This is a genomic window from Nocardia sp. NPDC050799, assembly GCF_040654015.1.
Taxonomy (GTDB): domain Bacteria; phylum Actinomycetota; class Actinomycetes; order Mycobacteriales; family Mycobacteriaceae; genus Nocardia.
Genome location: NZ_JBFAHF010000007.1, coordinates 145,916 through 171,778 on the forward strand (window position 1 = coordinate 145,916; position 25,863 = coordinate 171,778).

Consider the following 25,863-nt stretch of genomic DNA (forward strand, 5'->3'; position numbering starts at 1 on the left):
GATATCGGCGAGCGGAACGCTCACCTCAGCGGGGCAGTTTGTCGAGCACCGCGGAGAACTCCGACGCGAAGCCCAGCCGCTGGGCGATCATCGCGAGCTGTTCGTCGGGATAGAGATCGGTCTCGGCGAGAATCACACTGAGCACCGGTTCGGGCAGGCCCAGATCGGCCAGGACGCCGAGATCGCCCTCCTCCCACGGTTCGACATCGTCGAGTTCGTCCGGGTCGATATCGGGGATGTCGATATGGAGTTCCTCCAGGACATCGGCGGCGATGTCGTAATCGATCGCCGCGGTCGCGTCCGACACCAGCAGCCGGGTGCCGCTCGGGGCGGGCCGGACCACGATGAAGAATTCGTCGTCGACATCCAGGAGCCCGAACACCGCGCCGGAGGAACGCAGCGCCTTCAGCTCGTTCTCCGCGGCCGACAGTGTGGTGAGCGCGGCCGACGTCAGCGGAGTGCACCGCCACGTACCGTCTTCCCGGACAACGGCCACCGCGAACCCTTCCACGTCGTCGTAATCATCCGACGCCGCCTTGTTCGTGCCCGCGCGCTGTGCTGCCATGGGCGCAACGGTAGTCGGCCCGAGGCCGTTAGATGAAGTCGTATGCGAATCTGTTCCGGTGACTGCTGACGGCCATACGGCGCTCTGTGTTCTCGGAACGGGTTTGATCGGCGGCTCGCTGCTGCGTGCGGCGACCGCGGCCGGTCGGACGTGCTGGGGATACAACCGCTCGGCGCCGGGCGTGGCGGCGGCCCGGACCTCGGGTTTCGATGTCGGCGACGATCTCGCCGCGGTATTGCGCCGGGCCGCCGAGGCCGATGCCCTGATCGTGGTGGCGGTGCCGATGCCGGCGGTGAACACGATGCTCGACGCAATCGCCGAATACGCGCCGCGGTGCGCGCTGACCGATGTGGTGAGTGTGAAGGCCCCTGTCGCGGCGGCGGTGCGGCGGTACGGGCTCGAAGCCCGCTACGTCGGCGGGCACCCGATGGCGGGCACCGCCGAATCGGGCTGGCAGGCAACCGATGCGGGACTGTTCCGCGGCGCGGCGTGGGCGGTCGGGGTGGACCCGGGCACCGACGCGGACGTCTGGACGCGTGTCACGCGGCTGGCCCTGGACTGCGGTGCGGTGGCCGTCCCCGTGACCGCCTCCGAACACGACCGCGCCGTGGCCCGGATCTCCCATCTACCGCATGTACTCGCCGAGGCGCTGGCGGTGGCCGGGGCCCGCGGCGGGGACCTCGCGCTCGGATTGGCGGCGGGGTCGTTCCGGGACGGCACACGGGTCGCGGGCACCGCACCCGATCTGGTGCGGGCGATCTGCGAACCCAACGCCGAGGCGCTACTGGCGGTACTGGACGAGACGCTGACCGCGCTGGGTGAGGCCCGGGAGTCACTGTCCGCGCAGACCTCCCTCGCCGATCTGACCGCGGCCGGTCACGCCGCCCGGCAGCGCTACGAAACGGCCGAACGCTGGGAGATCACCGAGGTCTTCCCGGGCACGGCGGGATGGCTGGAGAAACTGCAGGAAGCGGGCCGGGCAGGCGGGGTCGTCACCCGCCTCGCGGCGGCTCCGGCCGGCGATTGACCCGTACTCAGACCCGCTCGGCCAGGCCCGGGTAGTCCAAGACGAAACCGTCGGGATCGACGGTGAGGGTCGCGCTGGACACCGGCGAGAGAACGCTGATCCCGTCTCCGGCGCTGCTATAGGTGAGATCGGCCTCCTGCACCGTCAGCTCCGGCAACCGGACATAGACCACCGGGACCTGCACATCCTCCATGGCGTGCTGCAGGTCGAACCGGCGGATGGGCAGGGTATTGAAGAACGGGCTGAGCACCACATCCGCGTCCAGGGCGCCGCCGAACATGGACCGGATATGGGTGCCGGTGGCGTCGACGAGCCAGTAGTTCTCCTCGTCGCGGGCCAGGGACGCGTGCCGTTCCCCGGCGGCGGTGGTGCTGCTCATCGACAGCCGCCTGGTCGCCCCGTTCTCATCGGTGACCAGGTCATAGGAGGCGCTGAACGCGGTGTGCTCGCCGCAGCCGCTGCCGATGATGCGGCCGCTGGCGCGGATCCGGTTGCCGTTGAGCGTTACGCGAACCGATTCCATCCGCGAGCCGTCGTGCGCACGCCAGGTGAGAACCGCGGGCCACCGTCCGGCGGCCGGCGTCACCGCCGGTCCGGGGGTTACGTCGCTCGATTGCGTCACGTGTCCACCGTACGCAACACCCGCGCCCACAGCGCTCACGCGGGCCGTGTTCCGCGTCGCGCGACAACGGCTCCGGCCTACCCCCTATGACGCCCGGGAGCGAGCAGGGACGCGGGATGCGCACCCGATTGCTCTTCCCGGCGAGGTGCGTGGACAGCCGCTCCGGCACCTTTCCGGGCGCACGGTCGGGTGACCCCGTGGCTGCCCACCAGCGAGAATCCGAGAGAATCGCATCCTGTGGGTTGATGTGGAGTGCTTGCGATCCCCGGTGTCGACGGTCGCGGCGCGGGGAGTCCGACGGATCGGCAACGCGATCTACACCGCGAGCGGTGAACTGAGCAGATCCGGACACGAATTCGCGGACCAACTGCGCAAGGGCGCCCTTCGCTTCGCGTTGTCCGATCACGATATGCGCCGGATCTTCGAGACGAGAATCGTTCCAGAACAGCTGGATGTCCAGGGTCGCGTCGCGGCCGCGGCGGGGCGGCCCCGGCTGGTTGTCGCGTTGGCCCAGCCGGGTGCCGGGAAGTCCACGGCCATAAGGGCTATCGTCGCGTCCTTCCGCGACCGCGGTGGCGCGGTCCCGCTGATCGCCGACAACTACATGCGGTACCACCCGATGTTCGCCGAACTCCGTGCGCTCGACGATTTCACGGCCGGTGACCACCTCTACCCGACGGCGGAACGATGGCTCGATATGTCCATCGACCATGTGATCGCGGGACGCCGGAACGCGGTCCTCGAGGAGGGTGCGGGCAACCCGGCACGGGCGGTGGGGGTCATCGACCGCTTCCAGATGCACAAGTACCACTCGGCCGTCGAAGCCGTGGCGGTCTCGCGCCGGCAGAGCGGAGCGTCGGTGCTCACCCGCTTCCTCGGCGAATGCCTGCGCGACGGCACCGGCAGGTACGTGCCCGTCCGTGCGCAGGACATCTGTTTCGACGGCTCGGCCGAGTTGTTACGCCTGCTCGAATCGCCACACCCACCGGTGGCCCTCGACGAGATCAGGGTGCGCTCCCGCTCCGGCCTGCTGTACGAGAACCATCGGGTGGCGACGGGCGAATGGTCCGAGCTACCGGAAGGCAGCCGGGTCCTCGCGGCGGAGCGGGACCGCCCACGCACGCCGGCCGAGGACCGCGAAGACGCAGAATTTTCGCGAGACGCTCACACAGGCGTACGCCGGGCAGCCGGGCCGGGCCGCGGACTGGCACCGGCTGTGGAACGAGATGAAACGGGTGGACGAGGCGATCCCGACCTGAGCCCGGACGCCTCGAGACCGGCCCTCACCCATCGGAGACGTCGGCACCACTTCCTCGGTCCCGGGACTCCGCTCGAAGCCGATCGACGGCGGTGACGAAGTCCGGGTGCGCCGACACGATCAACTGCTCGGTCGAATCGGTCAACCAGACATCCGCGAAGTAGTCGGACCGCATCCAGGAGATCAGGCCGACAGCCGTGGCGAGGGGGAAACATCCGGGCACGGCGGCGAAGCCCAGCGGCACATAGAGCTGCTCGACCCGGAAAAGGACCGCCGCCACCAGCGCCCCGATCGTCACCACGACGGTCAGCAGCATCAGCAGCGCGATCCGCCGGAATCGACGGACCTCGTCCATGCAGTATTCGCAGGCCGGGCATTCGAAGCGTAGGCAGGCCTGTACCCCGTAGTTCTCCCGAGGCTTCCAGGGCGGCCTGATCGATCGGAGGAAAGCCCGCATCGTCGGAATCTCCGAACCCGGCTGACCCATGGAATTCACTGCGAAAGAACAGCTCTCCACCGCCGGTAGGCCGTGTTCGCTGCACACATCGGGCATGATCTCGGCAAGCTTCAGGTTCAGCGGCGCCGTCGTGAGAAGCGGGACACGGTCCGGGTCCAACTCCGTCTCGAACAGCACTTTCGGCCGCCCGCTCACTGCAGCCAGCCGTTCTTCCAGCGATCACGGAAGTAGAGGTCATCCTCATCGGGTTCGTCGGGCGTGACGACCTGGTCACGGTAGGACTCGCGTCCCCCCGGCTGTACAGTGCCACCCAAAGGCGAGGGCTGCGGTACTGCCGGTGGGGGCGGGGATGATGGCGGCGGGGACCACGCCGCGGGCAGATCGCGGAGCTGGTCGAGCTGCGCTTGTCCCTGGGCCGCGAGCCGCTGCCTCTCTTCCTCAGGCATATCCGCGAACTCCTGCATAGCCGCGGGTATGGTCTGATCGAGAACCACGTTGAACGCGTCGCTGTGCATCAGTTCTCGCGCGCTGGCCCGGCCGTCGAGGATCGCGCGAATCTGCTTCTTCAGCGCGGGATCCGTCGTGCCGTCCAGGATGACCCGGAGTGCTTGGGAGAGCTGGCGCGAGACCGCGATATCTCCCCGCGCGAGATCGTGTATCGGCTCGGGTGAACTCATCTCAGGCCCCCGGATGGTCGTAGGACTTCTCGGGCAGCGTGGGCAAGTCGGCGGACTGGATCGCACCTATGCCCGCGTAGATGAGCCCGGCAGTCCCTTCCAAGCCGATATAGATCGAGGTCAGCTCGGAGACCAACATATTGAATGCCGCGATGGCCCTGAGCGTGGTCAAGGTAGCGGCTGCGGCAAGCGCCGCGGTGGCGACGATGCCCACGCCGCTTACCGCGGATAGTTTCAGCGCAGCCAACTGAATCAAGGCGATGGCGCCGATATCCAGGAGGGTCTGCACACCGTCGCCGATCGTTTTCGCCCCGTAATACGCCGCGTTTGCGAAGTTCTTGATCTCATCCGCGATCGTGTTCAGAGATTCGACCTGCGCAGCGACCGCCGTGGCCAACTCGGCGAAGTACGTTTGCGCATTCGACGCCGCATTGCCGTCCCAGGTCGGGTCGACGGCCTTGGCCGCGTTCTCGATCTCGGCGGAGAAACTCGCGTTATAAGCCGCGAGGTTCTCGACCGCCAGGCCCGCTTTCTGGAGGGCTTCCCAATCGCCGGAGATTTTTTGCGCCAGCCACTCCACCGGGTCCACACCCACAACATTCTTGAGCCAAGTACATGCCCAGTAGGTGGGTGAGATCTCGTTGGAGGTCACGATGAGCTCGAAATTATCGTTCATCGGGTCTTCGGGCGCAGGCTCGGCCAATTTCTCGACAGGTGCGCCGGCCATCACTTACCGGCCTCGTACGTGCGGTCCAATGCCGCGGCATTCGCGCGATCCGTGGTCCGGTACATCTGCGCCACCGCGGCCAGTTCGGTCGCGGCGGCCGCGGACAGCCGGCCCAGCGTCTCGTAGTTCGGCTTCAGTTTCGCGTGGGCCTCGCTGATGGCACTCGCTCCGAGGCGGATCAGTCCACCGTCGCCCCAGACCGTGTTGTCGACCACCAGCCATTTGTCGATATAGGCCGTCGCGCTCGCGTTCTCGTCTGCCAGCTTCTGCAAGCTCGCCGAGAATTTGTCGACTTCTTCCGGATCGACATCGAGTTCTTCCGGCATTCGGCCCCCTCCCTCCCGCGGCGCTCCCACACCGCGCTCTGCATCGGCACACCATTACACAGCCGGACGGGCAGGACAACCGCGCGTTCGCGGCCTTGCCCCGCGATCCCCGAGGTCGTCTTGCGGAGCAGGCCATGTGCGACGGCCGACCGCAGCGGGGGCGTACGGCAGATCGATCTGCCGATTCTGGCGGAGACGGAGGGATTTGAACCCCCGGTCGCTCTCACGACTCTCGCTTTCAAGGCGAGTGCATTCGGCCGCTCTGCCACGTCTCCAGGGCCTCGATGGTAACCGATGTGACCGGGAGCGACCCAAAGCCGACCACCGGTCGCCCGGTGGCCGGTCGCGCGGTCACCGGGGCACGGCGAGCAGGTCGCGGGTGATGCCGGAGAGGTCGGCGCAACCGGAAAGTCCCATGGCGGAATCGAAATCGGCGAGCAGCAGGCGCAGGGCGTGACGCACCCCCGCGCTGCCTGCGATACCGAGGGCATACGCCCAGGGCCGGCCGTAACCCACCGCCTTGGCGCCGAGAGCGAGTGCGACCAGCACATCCGAGCCGGAACGGACACCGGAGTCGAACAGCACATCGGCCCGGTCCCCGACCGCGCCGACCACCGCACCGAGCGCGTCCAGCGCGGCGATCGAATTATCGATCTGCCGGCCACCGTGGTTGCTCACCCAGACCGCGTCCGCGCCGCCGTCCACCACCAGCCGGGCATCGTCGGGATGGAGCACACCCTTCACCGCGATCGGCAGATCGGTCCATTCCCGCAGTTTGGCCAGGTCGGCGGGACGTAGCGCGTGGTTACCGAACAGGCCGACCCAGGTGAGGATCGCCATCCGCAGCGCGTCCTCGCTCTCCTCCGGCGCCGCGGACAGCTTCGCCCGGAAGACCGGGTCGGACAGATAGTTGGCGATACCTTTGCCCAGCAGGAAGGGTAGATGCCCCAGTTCGAGATCCCGCGGCCGCCAGCCCAGCGAGGGGGTGTCCACGGTGACCACGATCGCCTTCGCGCCGGCCCGTTGCGCACGCTCCACGAACGAGCGCGCCAGCTCGTCGTCGGCGGGCCAGTACAGCTGGTACCACCAGTCGCCGGCGACCTCACCCACCTCCTCGATGGTCGCCGAGGACGCGGTGGACAGGACAGTGCCGACGCCCAGTTCCTTCGCGGCCTGCGCCACCACGACCTCGCCCTTCTCGTGCAGCAGTTCCAGGACCCCGACCGGCGAGGTCAGCACCGGGGCGGCGAGTTTGGTGCCGAGTACCTCGACCGCGGTGTCGCGCGCGCCCGGGCCACTGGTCCCGCAGAGCATGCGCGGCACGATCCGGTACCGATCGAACGCGGAGGTGTTGGCCACGGCCGTACGTTCGGTGGAGGCGCTACCGGCCACATAGGCGTAGGCGCGTGCGTCGAGCAACTCCCGGGCCCGGCCCGCGAAACCGTCCGCGGTCATCGGCAGTTCCGGGACCGTCCCGCCCATTCCCTGGAGGTAGATCTCGTTCTGGAAGTCGATGAAGCTGCTCACGGCGCTCACGGTAGCCGTGTCCGGCCAGTCGCGAGCACCCGCTCGGCAGTTTCTGATGCAGTATGGGTCCCGTGCGTGCGATCAACTTGAACGGATTCGGCGGCCCCGAGGTGATGGAGTGGTCCGCCGCTCCGGACCCGGTACCCGGGCACGGCGAGGTACTGATCGACGTGGCGGCGGCCGGGGTGAACCGGGCCGATCTGCTGCAGCGGCGTGGCCTGTACGCGCCCCCGCCGGGCGTCACCGCCGTGCCCGGACTCGAATGCTCGGGGGTGATCGCGGCCGTCGGCGAGGGTGTCCGGGACTGGTCGGCCGGCGACCGGGTGTGCGCGCTGCTGTCCGGCGGCGGGTACGCCGAGAAAGTGGTGGTCCCGGCCGGCCAGGTGCTACCGGTGCCGGACGGCCTGGATCTGGCGGCGGCCGCGGCACTGCCCGAGGTCGCGGCGACGGTTTGGTCGAATCTGGTGCTGACCGCCGGCCTGCACTCCGGGCAGTTGCTGCTGATCCACGGCGGTGGCAGCGGTATCGGCACCCACGCCATCCAGGTGGCGGACCGGCTGGGCGCCCGAGTCGCGGTCACGGCCGGATCGGCCGCGAAATTGGCGCGCTGCGCGGAGCTGGGCGCGAGCGTGCTGATCAACTACCGAGAACACGATTTCGTCGATCTGATCCGGGCCGAGCAGGGATTGGGCGGACCCGGCGCGGACATCATCCTCGACAACATGGGCGCCGCCTACCTCGGGCGCAATGTGGCCGCGCTGGCCCTGGACGGGCAGGTGCTGGTGATCGGTATGCAGGGCGGGGTGAACGCCGAACTGAACCTGGGCGAACTCATGGCCAAACGCGGCACCGTGCGCGCGATCAAACTGCGCGACCGTCCGGCCACCGGCCGCGGCAGCAAGGCCGACATCATCGCCGAGGTACGGGCCCACGTCTGGCCGCTGCTGGAGACGGGCGCGGTCGTGCCGGTGATCCACGCCGAGGTCCCGGTGGCCGAGGCGGCCCGGGGGCACGAACTGCTCGACGAGCACGACACGTTCGGCAAGGTGATCCTGCGGATCGGCAACGACTGATCGAGCCGGCCGGGCCGATGGACGCCGGCGCGGCCCGGCCACGGAAAGCCTGCACGCGGGCCCGCGGGAAGCGAGCGCGGCCGGCCGGTCAGCCGAGCGCGGCCAGGGCCCGGCCGAACTGATCGATCTCCCGGCGAGTCGTGTACGGCGCGAGACCTATGGTCACCGCGCCGCCCTCGTCGTTCACACCCAGTGCGTCCAGTAACCGGCTGCCACCGTGCGAGCCCGCCAGCACATTGATGCGCTTGTCCGCCAGTTCGGCGGCGATCTTCTCCGCCTGCATACCGTCGATGGTGAAACTGACCGTCGGGATCCGGGTGGAGGCCCGGCCGATCACGGTGAGCCCGCCGACCTTCTCCAGGGTGCTCATCAGATGGTCGAACAGCTGGTCGTGGTAGTCCTGCAGCGAGCTGATCGATAGTTCCAGCCGTTCCCGGCGGGTGCCGCGGGCCCGTTCGTCCAGGCCGGCCAGATAGTCGATCGAGGTGGTAAGACCGGCCAGCAGCGCATACTGGTGTCCGCCGACCTCGAGCCGCTCGGGGCCCTTGGCGTAGGGGTTCAACGACATGGACGGGATCCGGTCCAGGAATGCCGGGTCCCGGAAGACGAGCGCGCCGACCTGCGGACCGCCCCAGCTCGGCGCGCTCAACGCGACCACATCGGCGTTCAGGTCATCGATACCGATCAGCGCGTACGGTGCGGCGCCGACCGCGTCCGCGACCAGCAGGCCACCGACCTCGTGTACCCGTTCGGCCGCGACCCGCACCGAGGGTGCCGAACCCACGATCGGCGAGGCGGCCGTGAGCGCGACCAGCCGGGCGGTGGGCCCGATGAGCTCCTCGAACTGCCACGCCGGCATCTCGCAGGTCTCGATCTCCACCTCGGCCCAGCGCACATGGGCACCGTAGCGATTGGCGATTCGCAGCCACGGCGCCACGTTCGCCTCGTCGTCCAGCCGGGACAGCACGATTCCGGTGCCCAGGCCCAGCCGGGAACTCAGGGATTCGGCGAGCCAGGCCAGCAGGACGGCGCGGTCCGGTCCCAGCACGACCCCGCTGGGGTCCGCGCCGACCAGGTCCGCGACGGCCACCCGGGCGTCGTGCAGCATATCGGCGCTGCGTTTGGCGGCACCGTGACGGCCGAGGTGGGAGAACGACGACGAGCGGAAACCGATGGACACCGCGCGGGAGACAGAATCCGGAACAAGCATGCCCGCCTGCGGAGCCAGGTTGATCCAGCCGTCGGCCACGGAGGGGATCAGTCCCCGGACCCGCGCGACGTCGTAAGTCATGCAGGTCACTTTAAGGCAGGGCCCATATTCCGGTAACCCTGGTCCGGGGTCTGCAACCCGCGTCACCACCACCGGCTTTAGCGCGTTCGGCGCGAACACGACATGATGGGGACCATGACGCAATCGGATGACGCATCGGATCCCGTTGTCGTGATCGGTCCCGAGGGCCGACCGCTGGTGCTGCCCGCGGGCGCCGCGGCGAACGCGTCCTACCCCGGCCGGGAGGCGCCCGAGCCGGAGGGCGCCGAGCGCGACGCCTCCGAATCGCTGGCCGATATGGTCGAGCAACCGGCCAAGGTCATGCGGATCGGCACCATGATCAAACAGCTGCTCGAGGAGGTACGGGCGGCTCCGCTCGACGACGCCAGCCGGACCCGGCTGGCCGAGATCCACAAATCCTCCATCCGAGAGCTGGAGCAGGGCCTGGCGCCGGAGCTGCGCGAGGAATTGGAACGGCTGGCCCTGCCGTTCAGTGAGGATGCCGTCCCCTCGGACGCGGAACTCCGTATCGCCCAGGCGCAGCTGGTGGGCTGGCTGGAAGGTCTGTTCCACGGCATCCAGACGGCTCTGTTCGCCCAGCAGATGGCCGCGCGGGCGCAGCTCGAGCAGATGCGCCAGGGGGCCCTGCCTCCGGGTATCCATACCGCCGAGGGTCGCGGCGCGCAGCCGGGCCAGTCCATCGGAGGCACCGGGCAATACCTCTGAACGCGGTGGTATATAACCGGCCGGTACCGCGGCTCGCCGACCGAGGTAGTGTCGTGCACCGTGCCTGCAGCTTCCGCTCGCTCCGACCTGGTAAACCCTGACAATCCGGAGAGCACCGACGAGAGCCCGGTGCGCCCCGACCACGACCCCGCCGCAGATGAGAAGCCCGTGAGTTCCGAGCAGACCCCGGTCGCCGGCGCCGATACCGCCGTCTCCGATATCACCGAGGTGACCGCCGCGGATCCCATCGAGTCGGATTCGCAGTCCTGGTCCCGGGCCTGGCGCGATATCCGCGACGGGTTCCGGCAGCGCGAACTATGGCTCTCGCTGGGCTGGCAGGACATCAAACAGCGCTACCGGCGCTCGGTGCTGGGTCCGTTCTGGATCACCATCGCCACCGGCGTGCAGGCCACCGCCATCGGCATCCTGTACGCCGCGCTGCTCGGTCAGCCGCTGACCGAGTACCTGCCCTATGTGGCGGTCGGCCTGATCGTGTGGAATGTCATCAACGCCTCGATCCTCGAGGGCGCGGAAGTGTTCGTCGCCAACGAGGGCTTGATCAAACAGCTGCCGTCGGCGCTGAGCGTGCACGTGTATCGGCTGGTATGGCGGCAGATGCTGTTCTTCGCGCACAACGCGGCAATCTACTTCGTGGTGTTGGTCCTTTTCGGTGTCTGGCGCGATCTGCACTGGACCGTGGTCTTCGCGATTCCGGCGCTGGTGCTGCTGTTCCTCAACGCGATGTGGGTCTCGGTGCTGTTCGGTATCTTCAGCACCCGCTACCGCGATATCGCGCCGATCCTGGGCAGCATGACGCTGATGCTGTTCGTGCTGACGCCGGTGATGTGGAATACCAAGAGCCTGCACGAACAGGGCGGTCAGGTCGCCGAACGGGCCCGGCTGGCCGAAGTGGTGCCCACCTACCACTATCTGGAGATCGTGCGCGCACCGCTGCTCGGCGACGACCAGAAGCTCTACCACTGGGCGATCGTCGGCGCCATCACCGTGGTGGGCTGGATCGCCGCGGCGATCGCGCTGCGTCAATACCGTTCGCGCGTGCCCTACTGGGTTTAGGAGTCAGGCGATCATGAGTGATCACGTGAATATCGAAACCCGCAACGCGTGGGTGGAGTTCCCGATCTTCGACGCGAAGTCCCGGTCGCTGAAAAAAGCGTTCCTGGGTAAGGCGGGCGGTTCGATCGGCCGCAACCAGTCCGATGTCGTGGTGGTCGAGGCACTGCGCGATATCAACCTGTCGCTGAAAGAAGGCGACCGGGTGGGCCTGGTCGGCCACAACGGCGCGGGCAAGTCCACGCTGCTGCGGCTGCTGTCCGGGATCTACGAGCCTTCGCGCGGTAGCGCGCGGATCCGCGGGCGGGTCGCGCCGGTGTTCGATCTGGGCGTCGGGATGGACCCGGAGATCTCCGGCTACGAGAACATCATCATCCGCGGTCTGTTCCTGGGACAGACCCGCAAGCAGATGATGGCCAAGATCGACGAGATCGCCGATTTCACCGAACTCGGCGAATATCTGTCCATGCCGCTGCGTACCTATTCGACCGGTATGCGGGTGCGCCTGGCGATGGGCGTGGTGACCTCCATCGACCCGGAGATCCTGCTGCTCGACGAGGGGATCGGCGCGGTCGACGCGGAGTTCATGAAGAAGGCCCGGATCCGGTTGCAGGAGTTGGTCGCCCGTTCGGGCATCCTGGTGTTCGCCAGCCATTCCAACGAGTTCCTGGCCCAGCTCTGCGATACCGCACTGTGGATCGATCACGGTCAGGTCCGGTTGCACGGCGGGATCGAGGAGGTCGTGCGGGCCTACGAGGGCCCGGACGCGGGTAATCATGTGGCGGCGGTCCTGCGGGAGATCGAGGCCGAGAAGTCCGATCGTGCCGACGACGAACCAGCACCGCAGTCGGCCGACGGCGAACGAGAACTGGAGAACAACACAGCATGAGCGAGTCCCGCCCGGAGGCGGAAGCGACGCGTGACCCCGTAGAGCCCTCGCCGGTGCCCGAAGACGGCGCGAGCGAGCCGGGCTCCGGGGCGGAAGCGGCGCGTGACCACGCAGCGCCCTCGGCAGTGCCCGACGACAGCACGAGCGAGCCCGGCTCCGCCCAGGCGGAAGCAGAGCGTGACCCGGTAGCGCCCGCGCCCGGCGGACAAGGCAGCAGCGAGTCGGCTCCGGAGGCGAAAGACCAGCGCGACGAGGTAGCGCCCGAGCCGGTATCGGAAGCGCAGGAGAAGCACGAGCACGCGAAGGCCGCGCCCGTCGTCGGTGGGCGCGGCACCGGCGGCCCCCGGCGTTCGGCTCCGGGTCCCGCGCGGGAGCACGACGCGGCCGCCGCGGTGCTGCCGGAGGTCGAGTACGGACCGGACGCCAAGATCGTCGCCGTAGTGGTCACACACAAGCGCCGCGATCTGCTCGCCGAATCGCTGAAAGCGGTCGCCACGCAATCGCGCGCCGTCGACCACCTGATCGTGATCGACAACGGCAACGAAGCCGAAGTGGCCGAACTGGTGGCGGATCAGCCCATCGAGACCACCTATCTGGGCTCGGCGCACAATCTGGGCGGAGCGGGCGGTTTCGCGCTGGGCATGCTGCACGCGCTGAGCCTGGGCGCCGACTGGGTCTGGCTGGCCGACGACGACGGCCGGCCCGAGGGCCCCGAGGTACTGGCGACCCTGTTCGACTGCGCGCGGCGCCACGAACTGGTGGAGGTCTCGCCGGTCGTCTGCGATATCGACGAACCGGACCGGCTGGCATTCCCGCTGCGCCGCGGCGTGGTGTGGCGGCGGTTGCGGTCCGAACTGGGCGGCGAGGACTTCCTGCCCGGCATCGCTTCGCTGTTCAACGGCGCCCTGATCTCCGCGCAGGCGGTGGATGTGATCGGTGTACCGGATCTGCGGCTGTTCGTGCGCGGCGACGAGGTCGAGGTGCACCGGCGACTGGTCCGCTCCGGATTACCCTTCGGAACCTGCCTGCAAACCGCGTACTTGCACCCCAACGGGGCGGCCGAGTTCAAGCCGATCCTCGGTGGCCGGATGCACACCCAGTACCCGGACGATCCGGTGAAGCGGTATTTCACCTACCGCAACCGGGGCTATCTGATGTCCCAGCCGGGTATGCGAAAGCTGCTGCCGCAGGAATGGATTCGGTTCTCCTGGTTCTTCCTGGTGACCCGCCGCGACCCGGCCGGGTTGCGCGAGTGGTTCCATCTGCGCAGCCTCGGCCGCAACGAGCAGTTCCAGAAACCGGACTAGCCCATCGGCACCGAGACTCCCGAATCGGCCGCCCACCGGACAACCAGGGTTGACGGCGAATGCGAGAGTTTCCTCCCCGCCGGGTAAGTTCGGCTGGCAATTCGCATGATTCGGGAGGAGATCGATGAGTTACCCCGGCGGTCAGCCGCCACAGGGCCAGCCCGCACCCGGCCAGTTCCCGCCGCCGCAACAGCAGTTCGCGCCGCCGGCACCGAACCAGGGCGGGCAGCCGCAGTATCCAGGGGGGCCACCGGCCGGTCCGCAGCCGTGGGGCGCCCCGCCGCCCGGGCAGCCGCCGCAGGGCTACGGTCAGCCGCCCGCCCAGCCGCAGTATGCCAGCGGCCCGTACGCCCAGCCGACCGGGCAGCCCCCGGCCCAGTTCGGTCCGGGCGGGCAGCCCGGGCCCTACGGCCGGCCGCCCCAGGCGGCGCCGAACGACCCGCCGGGGATCACGGTGGACTGCTCCTACACCCCGATGGCGTTCCTGCTCGCGATCACCAAACCCAAGATCACGGTGAACGGGCAGCGGGTGCCGAACACCCGGTGGGGCGCCAACCACATTCCGGTCGGCGCCGGCCAGTACCACATGCGGGTCACCACGCCGTGGCTGTTCGATATGGGTCCCGCCGATGTCACGGTGCCCGTGCAGCCCGGGCAGGCGGTCCGGTACTACTACCGGACACCGGCGCTCATCTTCCTCAACGGAGCGATCGGGCCGGTTCCGCAGAAGACCCCCGGCATGGTGGTCATGTACGTGATCTGGGCATTCGTCGCCCTGATCTTCCTACTCAACATCCTGCTGATCGCCACGATGTGAGCGATGTCCGTATGCGGCGAGGTCCCCTGGGCCTCGCCGCATACGGACCCGGCCGGCTCATGAACCTCGGCGCCTGCTGCATTCGCGCCGGCCGAGCACCCGGCTCCGGCGTCCGGTCGGCCGTCTGCCCGACACCCCGCGCATCGGATCGCGCGGTCCCTGGGCAAGCACGGACCTGTTGCCTACGCTCGAAGCGCAGCGCCGAACGCACGGCGGTCGGCGCCCGCGACCAACAGGAGGGCAGGCAATGACAGCTACCGGAGAAAAACCGCTGAGCGGCCGGACGATGATCATGTCCGGCGGCAGCCGCGGGATCGGGCTGGAGATCGCCAGACGGGCGGCCGCCGACGGCGCGAACATCACGCTGATCGCCAAGACCGATCAGCCCCATCCCAAACTGCCGGGCACGATCCACACCGCCGCCGCGGAACTGGAGGCGGCGGGGGCGACCGTACTGCCGTTCGTCGGCGATGTGCGGATCGACGAATCGGTCGCCGAAGCGGTCCGGCTGACCACCGAGCGCTTCGGTGGTATCGACATCGTGGTCAACAATGCCTCTGCCATCGATCTGTCCCCCACCGATTCGCTGGCGATGAAGAAGTACGACCTCATGCAGGACATCAACTGCCGCGGCACTTTCCTGCTGTCCAAGCTGTGCATACCGGCGCTGCGCGACTCCGCCGCCGCCGGCCGCAATCCGCATATCCTCACGCTGTCGCCGCCACTGAACCTGGACCCCAAGTGGGCCGGTTCCTCCCTGGGCTACACCATCGCCAAGTACGGGATGTCGCTGACCACGCTGGGGCTGGCCGAGGAACTGAAATCCGACGGTGTCGGCGTCAATTCGCTCTGGCCGCGCACCACGATCGCGACCGCGGCGGTACGCAATCTGCTCGGTGGTGAGGAGATGGTCCGTACCTCGCGGACCCCGGATATCTACGCCGACGCCGCCTACCTGGTCCTCACCTCACCGGCCACCGAGACGACCGGCAATTTCTTCATCGACGACGATGTGCTCGCCACCCACGGCATCACCGACCTGGACAAGTATCGGGTGACCCCGGGCGACGAACCCCTCACCACCGACCTGTTCCTCTGACGACCACGGGGCCACGCCGCGGATACGGCGTGGCCCGTTCGGGCGAACGCGTCCGGGTCAGTTCCGGTCGGACTCGATCCCGTACAGCCGCTCCCAGTTCTCCCGGCTGGTGAGTTCGGCGTGCGCGGCGCGGTAGCGCTGCTGCAGGTCCGGCAGTTCCTTGTACAGCCGGCGCAGGACCCGCACCGTGCGCAGCAGCAGGGCGCGCACGGTCGCCTTGTCGCGCTTACGGACCCGGACCCCGGACTGGGAGGCATCGGTGACCACGACATGGTCGAACAGCGATACATGCCACCAGTGCGCGTCTTCGCGGGTGACCCCGACCAGCCCGTACTGGACTTTGCCGGTCCACTGCTGGATCGCGCGTTTGATCAGCACCGCCAGCAGCCGGCTGGGTTCGCCGCCGGCCCGCCGCACGCGGATCTCGGAGGAGTCCACCGGCGGTGTCGCCGCGGGATGTTTCACAGTCTCGGTGTAGTCGGCGCGGCTGGTCCGGGCCCGTTTCAGCGGCTCGATACCGCCGTCCCGCAGGATCGACGGCCCCGACAGGAAGTCCTCGATGCCCTGCAGGGTGGTGTGCGCGAGCCCGTACTGCATCGCGACCAGGTATTCGGAGATATTCCGGAAGAGCTGCCGGGTGACCGTGCCCGGGTTCAGGTCCGCGTGCATCGCGCTGACGATCAGCGAGTTGCGGGTGCTGAAGTACCGCGCCCAGTCGTCGAAGTCCTTCCAGTAGAAGTCCGCGTGCCAGACCGCCGCGTTGGGCAGCGTGACCGTGACGAATCCGTGTTCGCGGGCGCGGACCCCGTATTCGACATCGTCCCACTGGAAGAAGATCGGCAGCGGCAGCCCGATCTTCTTCACCACCTCGGCCGGGATGAGGCAGGTCCACCAGGCGTTGTATCCGGCGTCGACGCGGCGTTCCTGGTTCTTCTTCAGCATGCTGGTGTTGCGCAGCGCCTTGGGCACCTTCTGGCCGTGCATGAGCCGGTGCAGGTGCACGTCTTCGGCCCCGACGTTCAGGTAGTCGGGGTTGAGCAGGAACAGCATCTGCGCGCCGACCAGCGTCGGTTCCACGGTCAGGTTGGCGAAGGCCTGCAACCGCAGTACGGTCTCGGGTTCGCAGAGGATATCGTCGTCCATGAGGATGACGTCGGCGTGTTCGTTGGCCGCGGATACCTCGTACAGTCCGCGGGTGAAACCGCCTGCCCCACCCAGATTGGGCTGGCGGATGTAGCGCAGTTTGTCCCCGAACATCGACCGCGTGGCCTGGTACAGCGGCCGGTTCTCCACCAGATCGGTGCCCTGGTCCACCACGTACACCGCGTCGAGCGAGCCGAGGACGGTCTGGTCGGAGGCCAGCGCGGCGATGGTTTCGGCGCAGTCCTGGGCGCGGTTGAAGGTGCAGATGGCGATGGCGACCGGGCGTACGGTCTCGGGCGCGGTCGCGGTCCAGGTGAGCTCGGAGATCTCCAGGTCGGCACCGACGGCTTCGAACTCCAGCCACAGGGCCCCGCCGTCGACGAACTGGTCCAGCGGCGCGGTCAGGGTCAGCGGGCCGCTGGCGGTGACCTCGGCGGTGCCGACGATCCGGCGGTGCCCGGCGATATCGGAGGCCACGATCCGCACCCTGGCGTGCTTGCCGACCTGCAGGATCATTGTGGCCTCCACCTCGGTGACCACGGTCCAGCGCTGCCAGTAGCTGGCGGCGAAACGCCCGAAGTAGGTGTTGGTGTGCGCGGTCGAGCCCTTGTCCAGGTGCAGGCTCATCCGGTCGCGGGTGGCACGGCCCTTGACCACCGCGTACAGCTCGTCGCTGACCTTCGCCGAGGGTCCGGTGAAGATGCCCCGCGCGAGCAGCAGTCTGCGCGGAGCCCGGTGGTGTTCCGCGCGCAGCGACTCCGGCGCGACCGCAGCGTGATCGTTCGTCTCGGTAACGGCCTGCATAGCCGACTGGTCCATGAAGTCCTCGAAATCCTCAATATTTTCGCGCATGAGCGAGACCGGCGATCGGTCCGCGTACTGACGCGGAGGCCGAAGCGCAGGCGCAGGTATCGCACTTCCGCCTCCGGGCCTGACTCGTCATGCTGTGCCGACGGGACGAACGTGTCCCTGAATACGTTTCGCGGCGGCCCCGAGGATATCAATCAGCCACGCCGGTCACCCGGTTGGTCGTTTCCCGATCGGGTCCCCCGGTAAACACGAACTTGTCATAAGCCCAATACCGGAACACCACGGCAACTATCTGACCGACCAATGTTCCAGAGATATTGTCCGCCAGCGGCGTGGACAGGTCCAGGATGTACCTGGAGAAACCCAGGCAACCCAATTGCAGTCCGATCGCGATCACATTGATCACCGCGTACAGCAGGTACTCCCGGGCGGGGCTGCCGGACTGCTTGTGCGAGAAGGTCCACCACTTGTTGCCGAAGTAGGTGACCACCGTGGCCACCGCGATGGCGATGATCTTGGCGGGCAACGGGACGTCGTGCATGAGACCTTCGCCATCCCCGGCGCCCAGATCGAACACCAGCAGGTTGTAGGTCCCCGCATCGACCAGGAAGCCGACCACACCGACGACCAGGAACGCCGCACTCTGCCGCAGCCCGGTCCGCAGGCGTTCGGCGAGCGAACGGGGGGCCGGCGCGTCGGCGGCGACAGCGGCCGTGGACTCACCAGATGACACGCGCCGACGGTACCGCAGTGACCTGAGCCATCCTCTCCGGCGGGGACCCGGTACTCTCCCCGTGTTCCCATATCCGTCGATTTCGAGGATTTGACCAGGTGGAATCCACCGAACACAGCATCAGCGAGTCAGGCCCGGAGGCGGAAGCGAAGCGTGACCACGCAGGGCCCTCGCTCATCCCCCATGGACTCGGCATTGCCGCCGTCGTTCCGTGTCACAACGAAGAAGCATCGGTGGCCAAGGTCGTCACCGATCTGAAAGCCGCGGTTCCCGGAATTGTCGTGTATGTGTACGACAATCTGAGCACCGATGCCACCGCCGAGAAAGCCCGGGCCGCCGGCGCGATCGTGCGCGCGGAGCGGGCCAAGGGCAAGGGCAATGTGGTGCGCCGCGCTTTCGCCGATATCGAGGCCGATATCTACCTCATGATCGACGGCGACGACACCTACGAGGCGTCCGCGGCGCCGGCGATGATCGAAACGCTGCTGTCGGGCCCGTACGACCATGTCCTCGGCGTCCGGAAACAGGACGAGAGCGGATCGGCCTACCGGGCGGGCCACGAGACCGGGAACAAAGTCCTCAACGGTGTGGTGGGCAAGGTTTTCGGCGAGAACGTCGAGGATATGCTCAGCGGCTTCCGGGTCTTCTCCCGGCGCTTCGTGAAGAGTTTCCCCGCCGTCTCCCGGGAATTCGAGATCGAAACCGAACTCACCGTGCATTCACTGCACCTGCGGGTCCCGCAGACCGCGGTACCGGTGGGATTCCGGGACCGCCCGGCCGGCAGTGAGAGCAAACTGCGTACCTACCACGACGGTTTCAAGATCCTGGCCCTCATCGCCGGCTTGGCCCGGCACGAGCGCCCGGTCGCCTTCTACGGCCTGCTCGGTACCGTGAGCTGGCTGATCTCGGTGGTACTGACCGTCCCGATAATCATCGAGTACTACGACACCCACACCGTGCCCCGCTTCCCGACCCTGTTCCTGGCCTGCACCCTGCTGCTGGTCGGTTTCCTGGCCTGGACCGCCGGTCTGATCCTGGACGGTATCCGCCGGTCCCGGCACGAGGCGGCACGCCTGATCTATCTCCGCTACGAGGCCCCCGGCGCGGGCGTCGCGGCCACCACCGGTGCCTACCACGGCATGAGCGAGTCAGGCCCGGAGGCGGTAGCGAAGCGTGACCACGCAGGGCCCTCGCTCATGCCCGGACGGCGCGGCGACCAGGTGGCCGGGGACATCCGTTGACCGCCGAGACCCGGACCCGCCCTGCCGGAGAGGAGCAGGCCGCGGGTCGTTCCGTCCTGGCCGGTCCCCGGCGCGCCGCAACTGCCCTGCTGCGCCGGATGGGCCCGGCGACCGTCGCGTTCACCCTGCTGGCCGGGATCTTCGGGCTCGTGTTCGCGGTGATGAGCCCGCCGTTCTGGGGTCACGACGAAATCACCCAGTTCGGGCGCGCCTATCAGGTGGCCCACGGCGGCCTGAACCCCACCCGGATCGACGACGACCGCGGCGTCGCCTACGGCGGTGAGGTACCGGCGGCGATCGAAGCGCTGATGGGCTACGCCATCGACGACTACACCCACAACCCGGGCGAACCGAACCCCGATGTGGCCGATCCCGCTGCCTACCAGCGGCTGAACGATGCCCCGGTCACCGACGAACGCAAGATCATCTGGTTCACCAACACCGCCGCCTATTCCGCGGTGCCCTACGTGCCCAATGCGATCGGTATCGGATTCGCCGAACTGATCGACGCCGACGCCGGCACCATGGTGCGCCTCACCCGGCTGTCCGGGCTGGCCGCCTACCTGCTCGTGGTCGGCTTCGCCCTGTGGACGTTGCGCGCGCACCGCATCCAGTGGCTGGCCTTCACTGTGGCCGTACTGCCCATCGCGGTCTTCCAGGCCGGGACGGTCACCGCCGACACCCTCACCAACGCGCTGGCCGTCCTGGTATCGGCGCTCCTGGTGAAGGGCCTGTTTCTCGGGGACCGGCTGGGCCGGGTGGAAACCGCCGCGGTGCTGGGTACCGCGATCGCGCTGCCGCTGTGCAAACCCACCTATGTGCTGCTCGCCATGCTGGTGGTGTTGATTCCGGCCGAGCGGATGGGCCTGACCGGTTGGCGCCGGTGGCTCACCTGGGCGTGCGCGGCGATCGGCGCGATCGGGTTCGCGGTGTGGATGAAGATCGCCGCGCCCACCGGCGAGGGCACCAGCCTGATGCGGCCCCCGCATCAGTGGCACACCGTGAACACCGGCGAGCAGCTGATCGGCATCATCACCGACCCGTTCGGCTTCCTGCGGACCTTCTGGGAAAGCATTCTGCGGCGTGACCAGGAGTGGTTCACCGAATTCTTCGGGGAACTCGGTTTCGCCTATATCGAGGTGCCGGCCACCGCGATCGTGGCCTGCCTGCTGGCCTTCGCGGTGAGCGTGGGGATGGCGGAACGCTTCGACCGCCCGGATTTCCGGCGCACGCTCGTGGTGGCGCTGACCATGGCGGCCAGTGTCGCGATGATCTACGTCACCCTCTACATGTCCTTCACCCCGGTCGGCTACTACATCATCGACGGTGTCCAGGGCCGCTACTTCGTCCCGCTGGCGATCGTGTCGTTCGCGGTACTGCTGCGCTGGATGCCCTTCCGCCTCCGTGGACCCGGCGACCGCGAACCCGGCCGCTACGCCGCGGTGACCGTCGTCGTCGCCGCGCTGATCGCCCTGATCGCCTCGGTGGCGAAGTACCACATCTACGTCTGGGCCTGACATCGACCGGAATCGCACCGGATACGCCCGGTCCGCGCTACGGCCGGGCCGGGCGTTGTCACGGCACGGTGATGGTCTGCTCCCCCGCGGCGGCGTAGGCACGCTCGGTAGCGGCTTTGACCGGGCGCCACCAGGATTCGTTCGCGCGGTACCAGGCGACCGTGGCCGACAGTCCCGCCCGGAAGTCCGCGTAGCGCGGCTGCCAACCGAGTTCCGCGCGGAGCGGGCCCGCGTCTATCGCATAGCGCTGGTCGTGGCCGGCGCGGTCGGTGACATGGTCGAAATCGCCCGGGTCGCGCCCGAATTCGGCGAGCAGCAGTTCCACCACCGCCCGATTGTCCAGTTCACCGTCGGCCCCGATCAGATAGGTGCGGCCGATCCGCCCCCGATCGAGAACATCCCAGACCGCACGATTGTGGTCCTCCACATGGATCCAGTCGCGGACCTGATGTCCGGCGCCGTAGAGCCGGGGGCGCACCCCGTCGATCAGATTGGTGATCTGGCGTGGGATGAACTTCTCCACATGCTGGTACGGCCCGTAGTTGTTGGAGCAGTTCGACAGCGTGGCGCGCAGGCCGAACGAACGCACCCAGGCGCGCACCAACATATCGCTGGCGGCCTTGGTCGCCGAGTACGGGCTGGACGGGTTGTAGGCGGTGCGTTCGGAGAACGGGGGGTCGTCGGGGCCCAGATCCCCGTACACCTCGTCGGTGGAGACATGGTGGTACCGCACATCGTGGCGGCGGACCGCCTGCAGCAGCGAATAGGTGCCGACGATATTGGTCTGCACGAACGGCCAGGGTTCGGCCAGCGAGTTGTCGTTGTGTGATTCGGCGGCGAAATGGACCACCGCGTCCACTCCGCTCACCAGTTCGTCGACCAGGTCCAGGTCGGCGATATCGCCGTGGACGAAGTCGATCCGATCGGCCACCGGGTCGAGCGAGGCCCGGTTGCCCGCGTAGGTGAGCGCGTCCAGCACGGTCACCGTCGTATCCGGCCGTTCGGCGACCGTGTGCTGGACGAAGTTGGCTCCGATGAACCCGGCTCCACCGGTCACGAGTAGACGCACCCGTTCACTCTACGTCCTGGTCACCGGGCCGGGCAGCACTCGGTGGCCCGGCCGCGCCCGGGGCGGCGCCGGAATCCGATTTCGGTGCCGGAAGGGGGCGCGGCCGGATCCGGAACACGACATTTTCCGAAATAGCAAGAGAAGGAGCGCTTTTCGTGACCCCCGTCGACCGGAGGCCGCTACCCGGCCGATAACCTTTTTGTCTGGATTCGGTCGGGCCCCACCGGGCGGCCGCTTCCGTTCGATTGACACGTATCTGTGCCCGCACTCCCATATGAGGTGAATACATACATGCTCGTCAGGAGTTTGACCACGATGTCGACGCTGCTCATCGCCGCACTCGGCATCGCATCCGGCAGTGCCCACGCCGCGCCCACCGACCTGCCGGCGCCGGTCGGCTTCACCGCGGAGGTTGTGGACGGGCGTTCCGTCGTCACCACCGATTCGGGGTCCATGGTGGTCGAGGACGGTACCTTCAAGATCAAAGCTGCCGATGGCACGGTGGTGGCCGGCACGCCGCTGACCTTCCGGCTCGACGATTTCGAGTTCCCGATCGCGGCGGAGATCTCCGGTCACACGGCCACGCTCACCCCGCAGCTCGACCCGGACCGGGCAGTGTATCGACCGGCCGCGCTGCCCCATCAGGAGACGGCGCCCTGGAAGACCCCCTACGACCGTGAGGTCGCCGCCTTCACCCGGCTCAAGGACACCATCGCCACCGGGGCCGCGATCGGCACCGCGGTCGGCGGTCTGGGCGGCGCCGCGGTCGGCTGTGTGCTCGGCGGCATCGCCGGCGCGACCGTGGCCGCGGCGACCATCGTCGGGCTCTTCGGTCCGTTCGTCCCGGCCGCCGTGGTCGGCTGCCTCGGCGGCATCGTCGCGATCGGCGCCCTGGGCACGGTGGCCGGCCAGCTCTTCATCACCGCCCCGGTGATCATCGGCGCGGTGATCCAGTACGTCACAACCATCAACGAACCGTTCCCGCCCAACGGATCGGGCCCGGCCCGGTAGGCCGCGGCAGATCCCCGGCGTCGTGCCCACCCACGAAATATTCGCGGGTGGGCACGATGTTCGGTCTGTCATGAAGATCGGCGTCAATACCTTCCTGACCGACGAGGGAATCAGCGGGACCGTGCTCGGACCGGCACTCGAGGAACGCGGTTTCGAATCGCTGTTCCTCGCCGAGCATTCGCATATTCCGGCGAGCCGGGAGTCCCCGTACCCCGGTGGCGGCGACCTCCCCCGCGTCTACTTCCGCACCCTCGATCCCTTCGTCGTCCTCGGCGCGATCGCGGCGGTCACCGACCGGCTCGTCCTGGGCACCGGGGTCACCCTGCTGATCCAGCGCGATGTCATCCACACCGCCAAGGAGGTCGCCACCCTCGACCACATCTCCGGCGGCCGTGCGGTCTTCGGCGTGGGCGTCGGCTGGAACCGCGAGGAGATGGCCGACCACGGCACCGATCCGCGCACCCGCGGCGCCCTGCTGGACGAACAACTCGAGGCGATCCTCGCGATCTGGACCCAGGACCTCGCCGAATACCACGGCTCGTTCATCGATTTCGACCCGATCTTCGCCTGGCCCAAACCGCACCGGCAGCCTCATCCGCCCATCTTCATCGGGGGCGGCGAGGCCGCGGCCCGGCGCGCGCGCCGGCACGGTGTGGGCTGGATCCCCAACGGCGTCTCCGATGCCGCCGCGGTACCGGCGCAACTCGCGGAGTTCACCGACAGCGGGCTACCGGTCACAGTCACCCCGGCCCCCGCGGACCCGGCGGTACTGGACGCCTATGCCCAAGCCGGAGTGGAACGGGTGACCCTGAAGCTGGAAACGCAACCGGAAGCGAATTCCCTGCGCGATCTGGACGAGCTCGCGAAACTGGTGGAGCGGTACCGGGACTGAACGGTCAGGCGGGCAACCGGGCGGCGCCCCAGCTGCGGTGGACATAGCCCACCACCCGGTCCAGCTCCTCCCGGTCCACCGAGGCGAGTTCGCCGGGCTCCAGCGGATCGAAATGGAAGATGTAGAGGCGCGAGGCGAACTGTTCGAACGGCAGCGATGCCTCCCCGAACCGTTCGCCGTGCCCGGCGGTGCCGACCACCACGCCGTCGCCCCAGTCCTGCCCGCTGTCGTTGTTCGGGTTGTAGAAATAGACCCGCATCCGCTCCTGCGGGTCCAGTGCCACCCGCAGCACCGTGATCGCGTGCCAGCCGACGAATCGGGCGGCGCTGTCGGTCACCGCGACCCCGGCCGGCTGCGGGTGGATCAGCGGCTGGTTGCCGTTGTGGAACGGGTGGTAGCTCGCGTAGAAATGCCGCAGGAACTCGTCGAGATCGGTCAGGTTGCCGGTCGCCACGTCGACATTGATCCGGAAACCGCGCCCGGACCACCAGCCGTGGAATTCCGGATTGATCCAGCGGTGCGGGTCGCCCTCCCGATCCACGCAACGCCGTCCCATCTCCGCGTAGATCCGGTCCAGATGGGGCACTACCAGCAGCGATACCGGGTCCAGGTCCACCGGTAGCTCGGTGGCGACCCCGCCGGCACTGTCGCGCGAGGAGATCTGCGCACCCTCGAAATGCATGACGACCTCGTCGTCGCGCGCGGCCCAGGCCAGTGTCTGCAGCAGATAGTCGGGGTCGTTGTAGGCCCACATGGACAGCGCCCGCGCGGACTGGCAGGTCGGGTTGTCGCCCTGGCCGATACCGAGCGGCAGCCCGAGTACCGACAACATGCCCGCCAGCAATCGGGCGCGGGGGGCCGGATCCGGTCCGAAGGCCTGTGTCAGGCGCTGCTGCGAATGCGCCGACAGTTGCAGCGCCATCTGCCGCCACAGGGCGGGGGCGACCGGGGGCTGGTACAGGATGCCGCGTTCCAGCATCAGCGCCAGCCCGTAGATACACTGCGCCGTCTCGACGTGCACGGCCTCGTCGATCAGCTGTCGCACCAGTTCGTGGTAGCAGAGCAGGCATTCGCGCCCGGTACTGGACAATCCCAGCGCCTCACCCAGCAGGTACTCGCCCTTGCTCAGCAGGAAGCGCAGCAGGACGGCGTGGTACGGCGACACCAGTCCCGTATCGTGCATCGAGCGCGCGAAACCCGCTGTCTCGTACTGCAGCGCGCTGTCGTCCATGGTCTCCAGCCGAGTGCGGTACACCTCGACACCGGGGTCTTCACGGCAGGAGTCGGTGGTGCCGTACAGGCTGCTGATCAGCCGGTCCGCGCCCAGCCCGCCGGCGCCCAGATCGATATCCGGATTACTGCGTGCCACCGCGATCTGGGTGATCATCCGTTTCACCGAGTCGACCTGGACCGGGCGCTGCCGCAGGATCCGCCAGATCTCGTCGACCAGATTCTCCAGGACCTTCTCGTAGCCGACCTCCTCCACCAGGTGCCGCAGCAACTCCCGCGGCACCTGGGCCATCCGTCCCTGCTGGGTCCGCTCGGCCTCGGACGGAGGTGTGAACAGCAATGACAGATTGATGGCGAGCACCTGCGACACATGGTGGTGGGCCTGCTCCGCGGAGATCTGCGGATGCACGTACGCGCCCTTGGCTACCTCCAGCAACCGCAGATTGCTCACCGTCTCGAGGGCGATGGTGTCCGGGTTGGTGCTGCGCAGCGAGCCGCTGCTCAGCGACGGGATGAGGATCTGCGGGCGCGCCCAGTCGGTGCCGAGAAACAGTCCGGCCGTATCCAGCCGCGCCGCTCGCGACCGCACCGCGGCGCAGCCTCCGGGTAGCAGCAGCACTCGGCGCAGCGCGCCGAATACCCGCGACAGCTTGACCTGCTTACCGAAATCACCGGCGTCCGCGAGTGCCTGGGTGGCGTCGTCCAATCGGGCCAGATGCCTGTCCATGGACTCCCCACCGCTGCTGAGTGGACTCAATCGCCGAACCTCCCCGACGAAC

General features: G+C 68.1%; 25 protein-coding genes and 1 tRNA gene. 13 read left to right on the forward strand and 13 right to left on the reverse strand.

The features are described 5' to 3' along the window. Positions 1-25: 25 nt before the first annotated feature. The gene (locus AB0H42_RS10055) at positions 26-565 is read right to left on the reverse strand and encodes a tRNA adenosine deaminase-associated protein (RefSeq protein ID WP_357052626.1); all 540 of its coding nucleotides are present in this window, start codon (positions 563-565) and stop codon (positions 26-28) included. Positions 566-623: 58 nt separating this feature from the next. On the opposite strand from AB0H42_RS10055, the gene AB0H42_RS10060 reads away from it, so the two are divergent. Beyond that, entirely contained in the window at positions 624-1,592 is a 969-nt protein-coding gene (locus AB0H42_RS10060) for a prephenate dehydrogenase (RefSeq protein WP_357052629.1), read from the forward strand. 7 nt (positions 1,593-1,599) lie between these two features. Here AB0H42_RS10060 and AB0H42_RS10065 read toward each other — a convergent pair whose 3' ends face one another. After that, the gene (locus tag AB0H42_RS10065) at positions 1,600-2,214 is read right to left on the reverse strand and encodes a putative glycolipid-binding domain-containing protein (protein WP_357052632.1); all 615 of its coding nucleotides are present in this window, start codon (positions 2,212-2,214) and stop codon (positions 1,600-1,602) included. A 256-nt stretch (positions 2,215-2,470) separates the two neighbouring features. On the opposite strand from AB0H42_RS10065, the gene AB0H42_RS10070 reads away from it, so the two are divergent. Then, on the forward strand, positions 2,471-3,568 hold the full coding sequence (locus AB0H42_RS10070) for a zeta toxin family protein (protein WP_357052635.1): 1,098 nt from the start codon (positions 2,471-2,473) through the stop codon (positions 3,566-3,568). Here AB0H42_RS10070 and AB0H42_RS10075 read toward each other — a convergent pair. The 6 genes from AB0H42_RS10075 to AB0H42_RS10100 all read right to left on the reverse strand — a co-directional run bounded on the left by AB0H42_RS10075 (position 3,498) and on the right by AB0H42_RS10100 (position 7,186). Next, positions 3,498-4,124, reverse strand: a complete 627-nt coding sequence (locus AB0H42_RS10075) for a hypothetical protein (protein ID WP_357052637.1) — start codon at positions 4,122-4,124, stop codon at positions 3,498-3,500. The two genes, AB0H42_RS10070 and AB0H42_RS10075, sit on opposite strands and share 71 nt — an antisense overlap. Further along, entirely contained in the window at positions 4,121-4,606 is a 486-nt protein-coding gene (locus AB0H42_RS10080) for a hypothetical protein (protein ID WP_357052640.1), read from the reverse strand. Before AB0H42_RS10080 ends, AB0H42_RS10075 begins: the two co-directional genes overlap by 4 nt. A gap of 1 nt (position 4,607) precedes the next feature. After that, positions 4,608-5,333, reverse strand: a complete 726-nt coding sequence (locus AB0H42_RS10085; RefSeq protein ID WP_357052643.1) for a hypothetical protein — start codon at positions 5,331-5,333, stop codon at positions 4,608-4,610. Beyond that, entirely contained in the window at positions 5,333-5,659 is a 327-nt protein-coding gene (locus tag AB0H42_RS10090; RefSeq protein WP_357052646.1) for a type VII secretion target, read from the reverse strand. Before AB0H42_RS10090 ends, AB0H42_RS10085 begins: the two co-directional genes overlap by 1 nt. Positions 5,660-5,846: 187 nt before the next feature. Further along, positions 5,847-5,934, reverse strand: a tRNA-Ser gene (locus AB0H42_RS10095). Between the two features lie 76 nt (positions 5,935-6,010). After that, positions 6,011-7,186 (reverse strand): alpha-hydroxy-acid oxidizing protein, encoded by a 1,176-nt coding sequence (locus AB0H42_RS10100; RefSeq protein ID WP_357052650.1) that lies wholly within the window; start codon positions 7,184-7,186, stop codon positions 6,011-6,013. A 71-nt stretch (positions 7,187-7,257) separates the two neighbouring features. Here AB0H42_RS10100 and AB0H42_RS10105 point away from each other — a divergent pair, with 71 nt between their 5' ends. Continuing rightward, entirely contained in the window at positions 7,258-8,259 is a 1,002-nt protein-coding gene (locus tag AB0H42_RS10105; protein WP_357052653.1) for an NAD(P)H-quinone oxidoreductase, read from the forward strand. 88 nt (positions 8,260-8,347) lie between these two features. Here AB0H42_RS10105 and AB0H42_RS10110 read toward each other — a convergent pair whose 3' ends face one another. After that, positions 8,348-9,550 (reverse strand): cysteine desulfurase-like protein, encoded by a 1,203-nt coding sequence (locus AB0H42_RS10110; RefSeq protein ID WP_357052656.1) that lies wholly within the window; start codon positions 9,548-9,550, stop codon positions 8,348-8,350. A gap of 114 nt (positions 9,551-9,664) precedes the next feature. Between AB0H42_RS10110 and AB0H42_RS10115 the strand changes: the two genes are divergently transcribed. From AB0H42_RS10115 to AB0H42_RS10140, 6 genes are all read left to right on the forward strand, one after another. After that, positions 9,665-10,255, forward strand: a complete 591-nt coding sequence (locus tag AB0H42_RS10115; protein ID WP_357052659.1) for a bacterial proteasome activator family protein — start codon at positions 9,665-9,667, stop codon at positions 10,253-10,255. A 219-nt stretch (positions 10,256-10,474) separates the two neighbouring features. Further along, positions 10,475-11,329 (forward strand): ABC transporter permease, encoded by an 855-nt coding sequence (locus AB0H42_RS10120; RefSeq protein ID WP_357052845.1) that lies wholly within the window; start codon positions 10,475-10,477, stop codon positions 11,327-11,329. A 13-nt stretch (positions 11,330-11,342) separates the two neighbouring features. Continuing rightward, a complete protein-coding gene (locus tag AB0H42_RS10125) occupies positions 11,343-12,215 on the forward strand; it encodes an ABC transporter ATP-binding protein (RefSeq protein WP_357052662.1) in 873 nt (290 codons plus the stop codon). A gap of 395 nt (positions 12,216-12,610) precedes the next feature. Continuing rightward, complete coding sequence (locus tag AB0H42_RS10130; protein ID WP_051715048.1) at positions 12,611-13,522, forward strand: glycosyltransferase family 2 protein; 912 nt, start codon at positions 12,611-12,613, stop codon at positions 13,520-13,522. A 124-nt stretch (positions 13,523-13,646) separates the two neighbouring features. Then, on the forward strand, positions 13,647-14,339 hold the full coding sequence (locus tag AB0H42_RS10135; RefSeq protein WP_357052665.1) for a hypothetical protein: 693 nt from the start codon (positions 13,647-13,649) through the stop codon (positions 14,337-14,339). A 247-nt stretch (positions 14,340-14,586) separates the two neighbouring features. After that, positions 14,587-15,438: an NAD(P)-dependent oxidoreductase gene (locus AB0H42_RS10140; protein ID WP_357052668.1), complete on the forward strand. Its 852-nt coding sequence runs from the start codon at positions 14,587-14,589 to the stop codon at positions 15,436-15,438. Between the two features lie 57 nt (positions 15,439-15,495). Here the strand turns inward: AB0H42_RS10140 and AB0H42_RS10145 are convergent, their stop codons facing one another. After that, positions 15,496-17,400, reverse strand: coding sequence for a glycosyltransferase (locus tag AB0H42_RS10145; RefSeq protein ID WP_357052848.1), 1,905 nt, complete (start codon positions 17,398-17,400; stop codon positions 15,496-15,498). A gap of 181 nt (positions 17,401-17,581) precedes the next feature. Continuing rightward, entirely contained in the window at positions 17,582-18,124 is a 543-nt protein-coding gene (locus AB0H42_RS10150) for a GtrA family protein (protein WP_357052671.1), read from the reverse strand. A 98-nt stretch (positions 18,125-18,222) separates the two neighbouring features. On the opposite strand from AB0H42_RS10150, the gene AB0H42_RS10155 reads away from it, so the two are divergent. Continuing rightward, entirely contained in the window at positions 18,223-19,365 is a 1,143-nt protein-coding gene (locus tag AB0H42_RS10155) for a glycosyltransferase (protein WP_357052674.1), read from the forward strand. Beyond that, entirely contained in the window at positions 19,362-20,882 is a 1,521-nt protein-coding gene (locus tag AB0H42_RS10160; RefSeq protein WP_357052677.1) for a DUF2142 domain-containing protein, read from the forward strand. The genes AB0H42_RS10155 and AB0H42_RS10160 overlap by 4 nt, the downstream gene beginning before the upstream one ends. A 58-nt stretch (positions 20,883-20,940) precedes the next feature. Here the strand turns inward: AB0H42_RS10160 and rfbB are convergent, their stop codons facing one another. After that, positions 20,941-21,951 carry a dTDP-glucose 4,6-dehydratase gene (gene rfbB, locus AB0H42_RS10165; RefSeq protein ID WP_357052680.1) on the reverse strand — a complete coding sequence of 337 codons (1,011 nt, stop codon included), beginning with the start codon at positions 21,949-21,951 and terminating at the stop codon, positions 20,941-20,943. A gap of 291 nt (positions 21,952-22,242) precedes the next feature. Between rfbB and AB0H42_RS10170 the strand changes: the two genes are divergently transcribed. Further along, complete coding sequence (locus AB0H42_RS10170) at positions 22,243-22,962, forward strand: hypothetical protein (protein WP_357052683.1); 720 nt, start codon at positions 22,243-22,245, stop codon at positions 22,960-22,962. 70 nt (positions 22,963-23,032) lie between these two features. Next, positions 23,033-23,854, forward strand: coding sequence for an LLM class F420-dependent oxidoreductase (locus tag AB0H42_RS10175; RefSeq protein ID WP_357052686.1), 822 nt, complete (start codon positions 23,033-23,035; stop codon positions 23,852-23,854). Between the two features lie 4 nt (positions 23,855-23,858). Here the strand turns inward: AB0H42_RS10175 and AB0H42_RS10180 are convergent, their stop codons facing one another. Then, positions 23,859-25,811 carry a hypothetical protein gene (locus AB0H42_RS10180; RefSeq protein ID WP_357052851.1) on the reverse strand — a complete coding sequence of 651 codons (1,953 nt, stop codon included), beginning with the start codon at positions 25,809-25,811 and terminating at the stop codon, positions 23,859-23,861. Positions 25,812-25,863: the final 52 nt, after the last annotated feature.

What these genes read in the sequence shown, in the direction of transcription:
- AB0H42_RS10055 (WP_357052626.1), bottom strand. Translation starts at nt 565, where the DNA reads ATGGCAGCACAGCGCGCGGGCACGAACAAGGCGGCGTCGGATGATTAC.
- AB0H42_RS10080 (WP_357052640.1), bottom strand. Translation starts at nt 4,606, where the DNA reads ATGAGTTCACCCGAGCCGATACACGATCTCGCGCGGGGAGATATCGCG.
- AB0H42_RS10085 (WP_357052643.1), bottom strand. Translation starts at nt 5,333, where the DNA reads ATGGCCGGCGCACCTGTCGAGAAATTGGCCGAGCCTGCGCCCGAAGAC.
- AB0H42_RS10090 (WP_357052646.1), bottom strand. Translation starts at nt 5,659, where the DNA reads ATGCCGGAAGAACTCGATGTCGATCCGGAAGAAGTCGACAAATTCTCG.
- AB0H42_RS10110 (WP_357052656.1), bottom strand. Translation starts at nt 9,550, where the DNA reads ATGACTTACGACGTCGCGCGGGTCCGGGGACTGATCCCCTCCGTGGCC.
- AB0H42_RS10115 (WP_357052659.1), top strand. Translation starts at nt 9,665, where the DNA reads ATGACGCAATCGGATGACGCATCGGATCCCGTTGTCGTGATCGGTCCC.
- AB0H42_RS10125 (WP_357052662.1), top strand. Translation starts at nt 11,343, where the DNA reads ATGAGTGATCACGTGAATATCGAAACCCGCAACGCGTGGGTGGAGTTC.
- AB0H42_RS10135 (WP_357052665.1), top strand. Translation starts at nt 13,647, where the DNA reads ATGAGTTACCCCGGCGGTCAGCCGCCACAGGGCCAGCCCGCACCCGGC.
- AB0H42_RS10140 (WP_357052668.1), top strand. Translation starts at nt 14,587, where the DNA reads ATGACAGCTACCGGAGAAAAACCGCTGAGCGGCCGGACGATGATCATG.
- AB0H42_RS10145 (WP_357052848.1), bottom strand. Translation starts at nt 17,400, where the DNA reads ATGGACCAGTCGGCTATGCAGGCCGTTACCGAGACGAACGATCACGCT.
- AB0H42_RS10170 (WP_357052683.1), top strand. Translation starts at nt 22,243, where the DNA reads ATGCTCGTCAGGAGTTTGACCACGATGTCGACGCTGCTCATCGCCGCA.
- AB0H42_RS10175 (WP_357052686.1), top strand. Translation starts at nt 23,033, where the DNA reads ATGAAGATCGGCGTCAATACCTTCCTGACCGACGAGGGAATCAGCGGG.
- AB0H42_RS10180 (WP_357052851.1), bottom strand. Translation starts at nt 25,811, where the DNA reads ATGGACAGGCATCTGGCCCGATTGGACGACGCCACCCAGGCACTCGCG.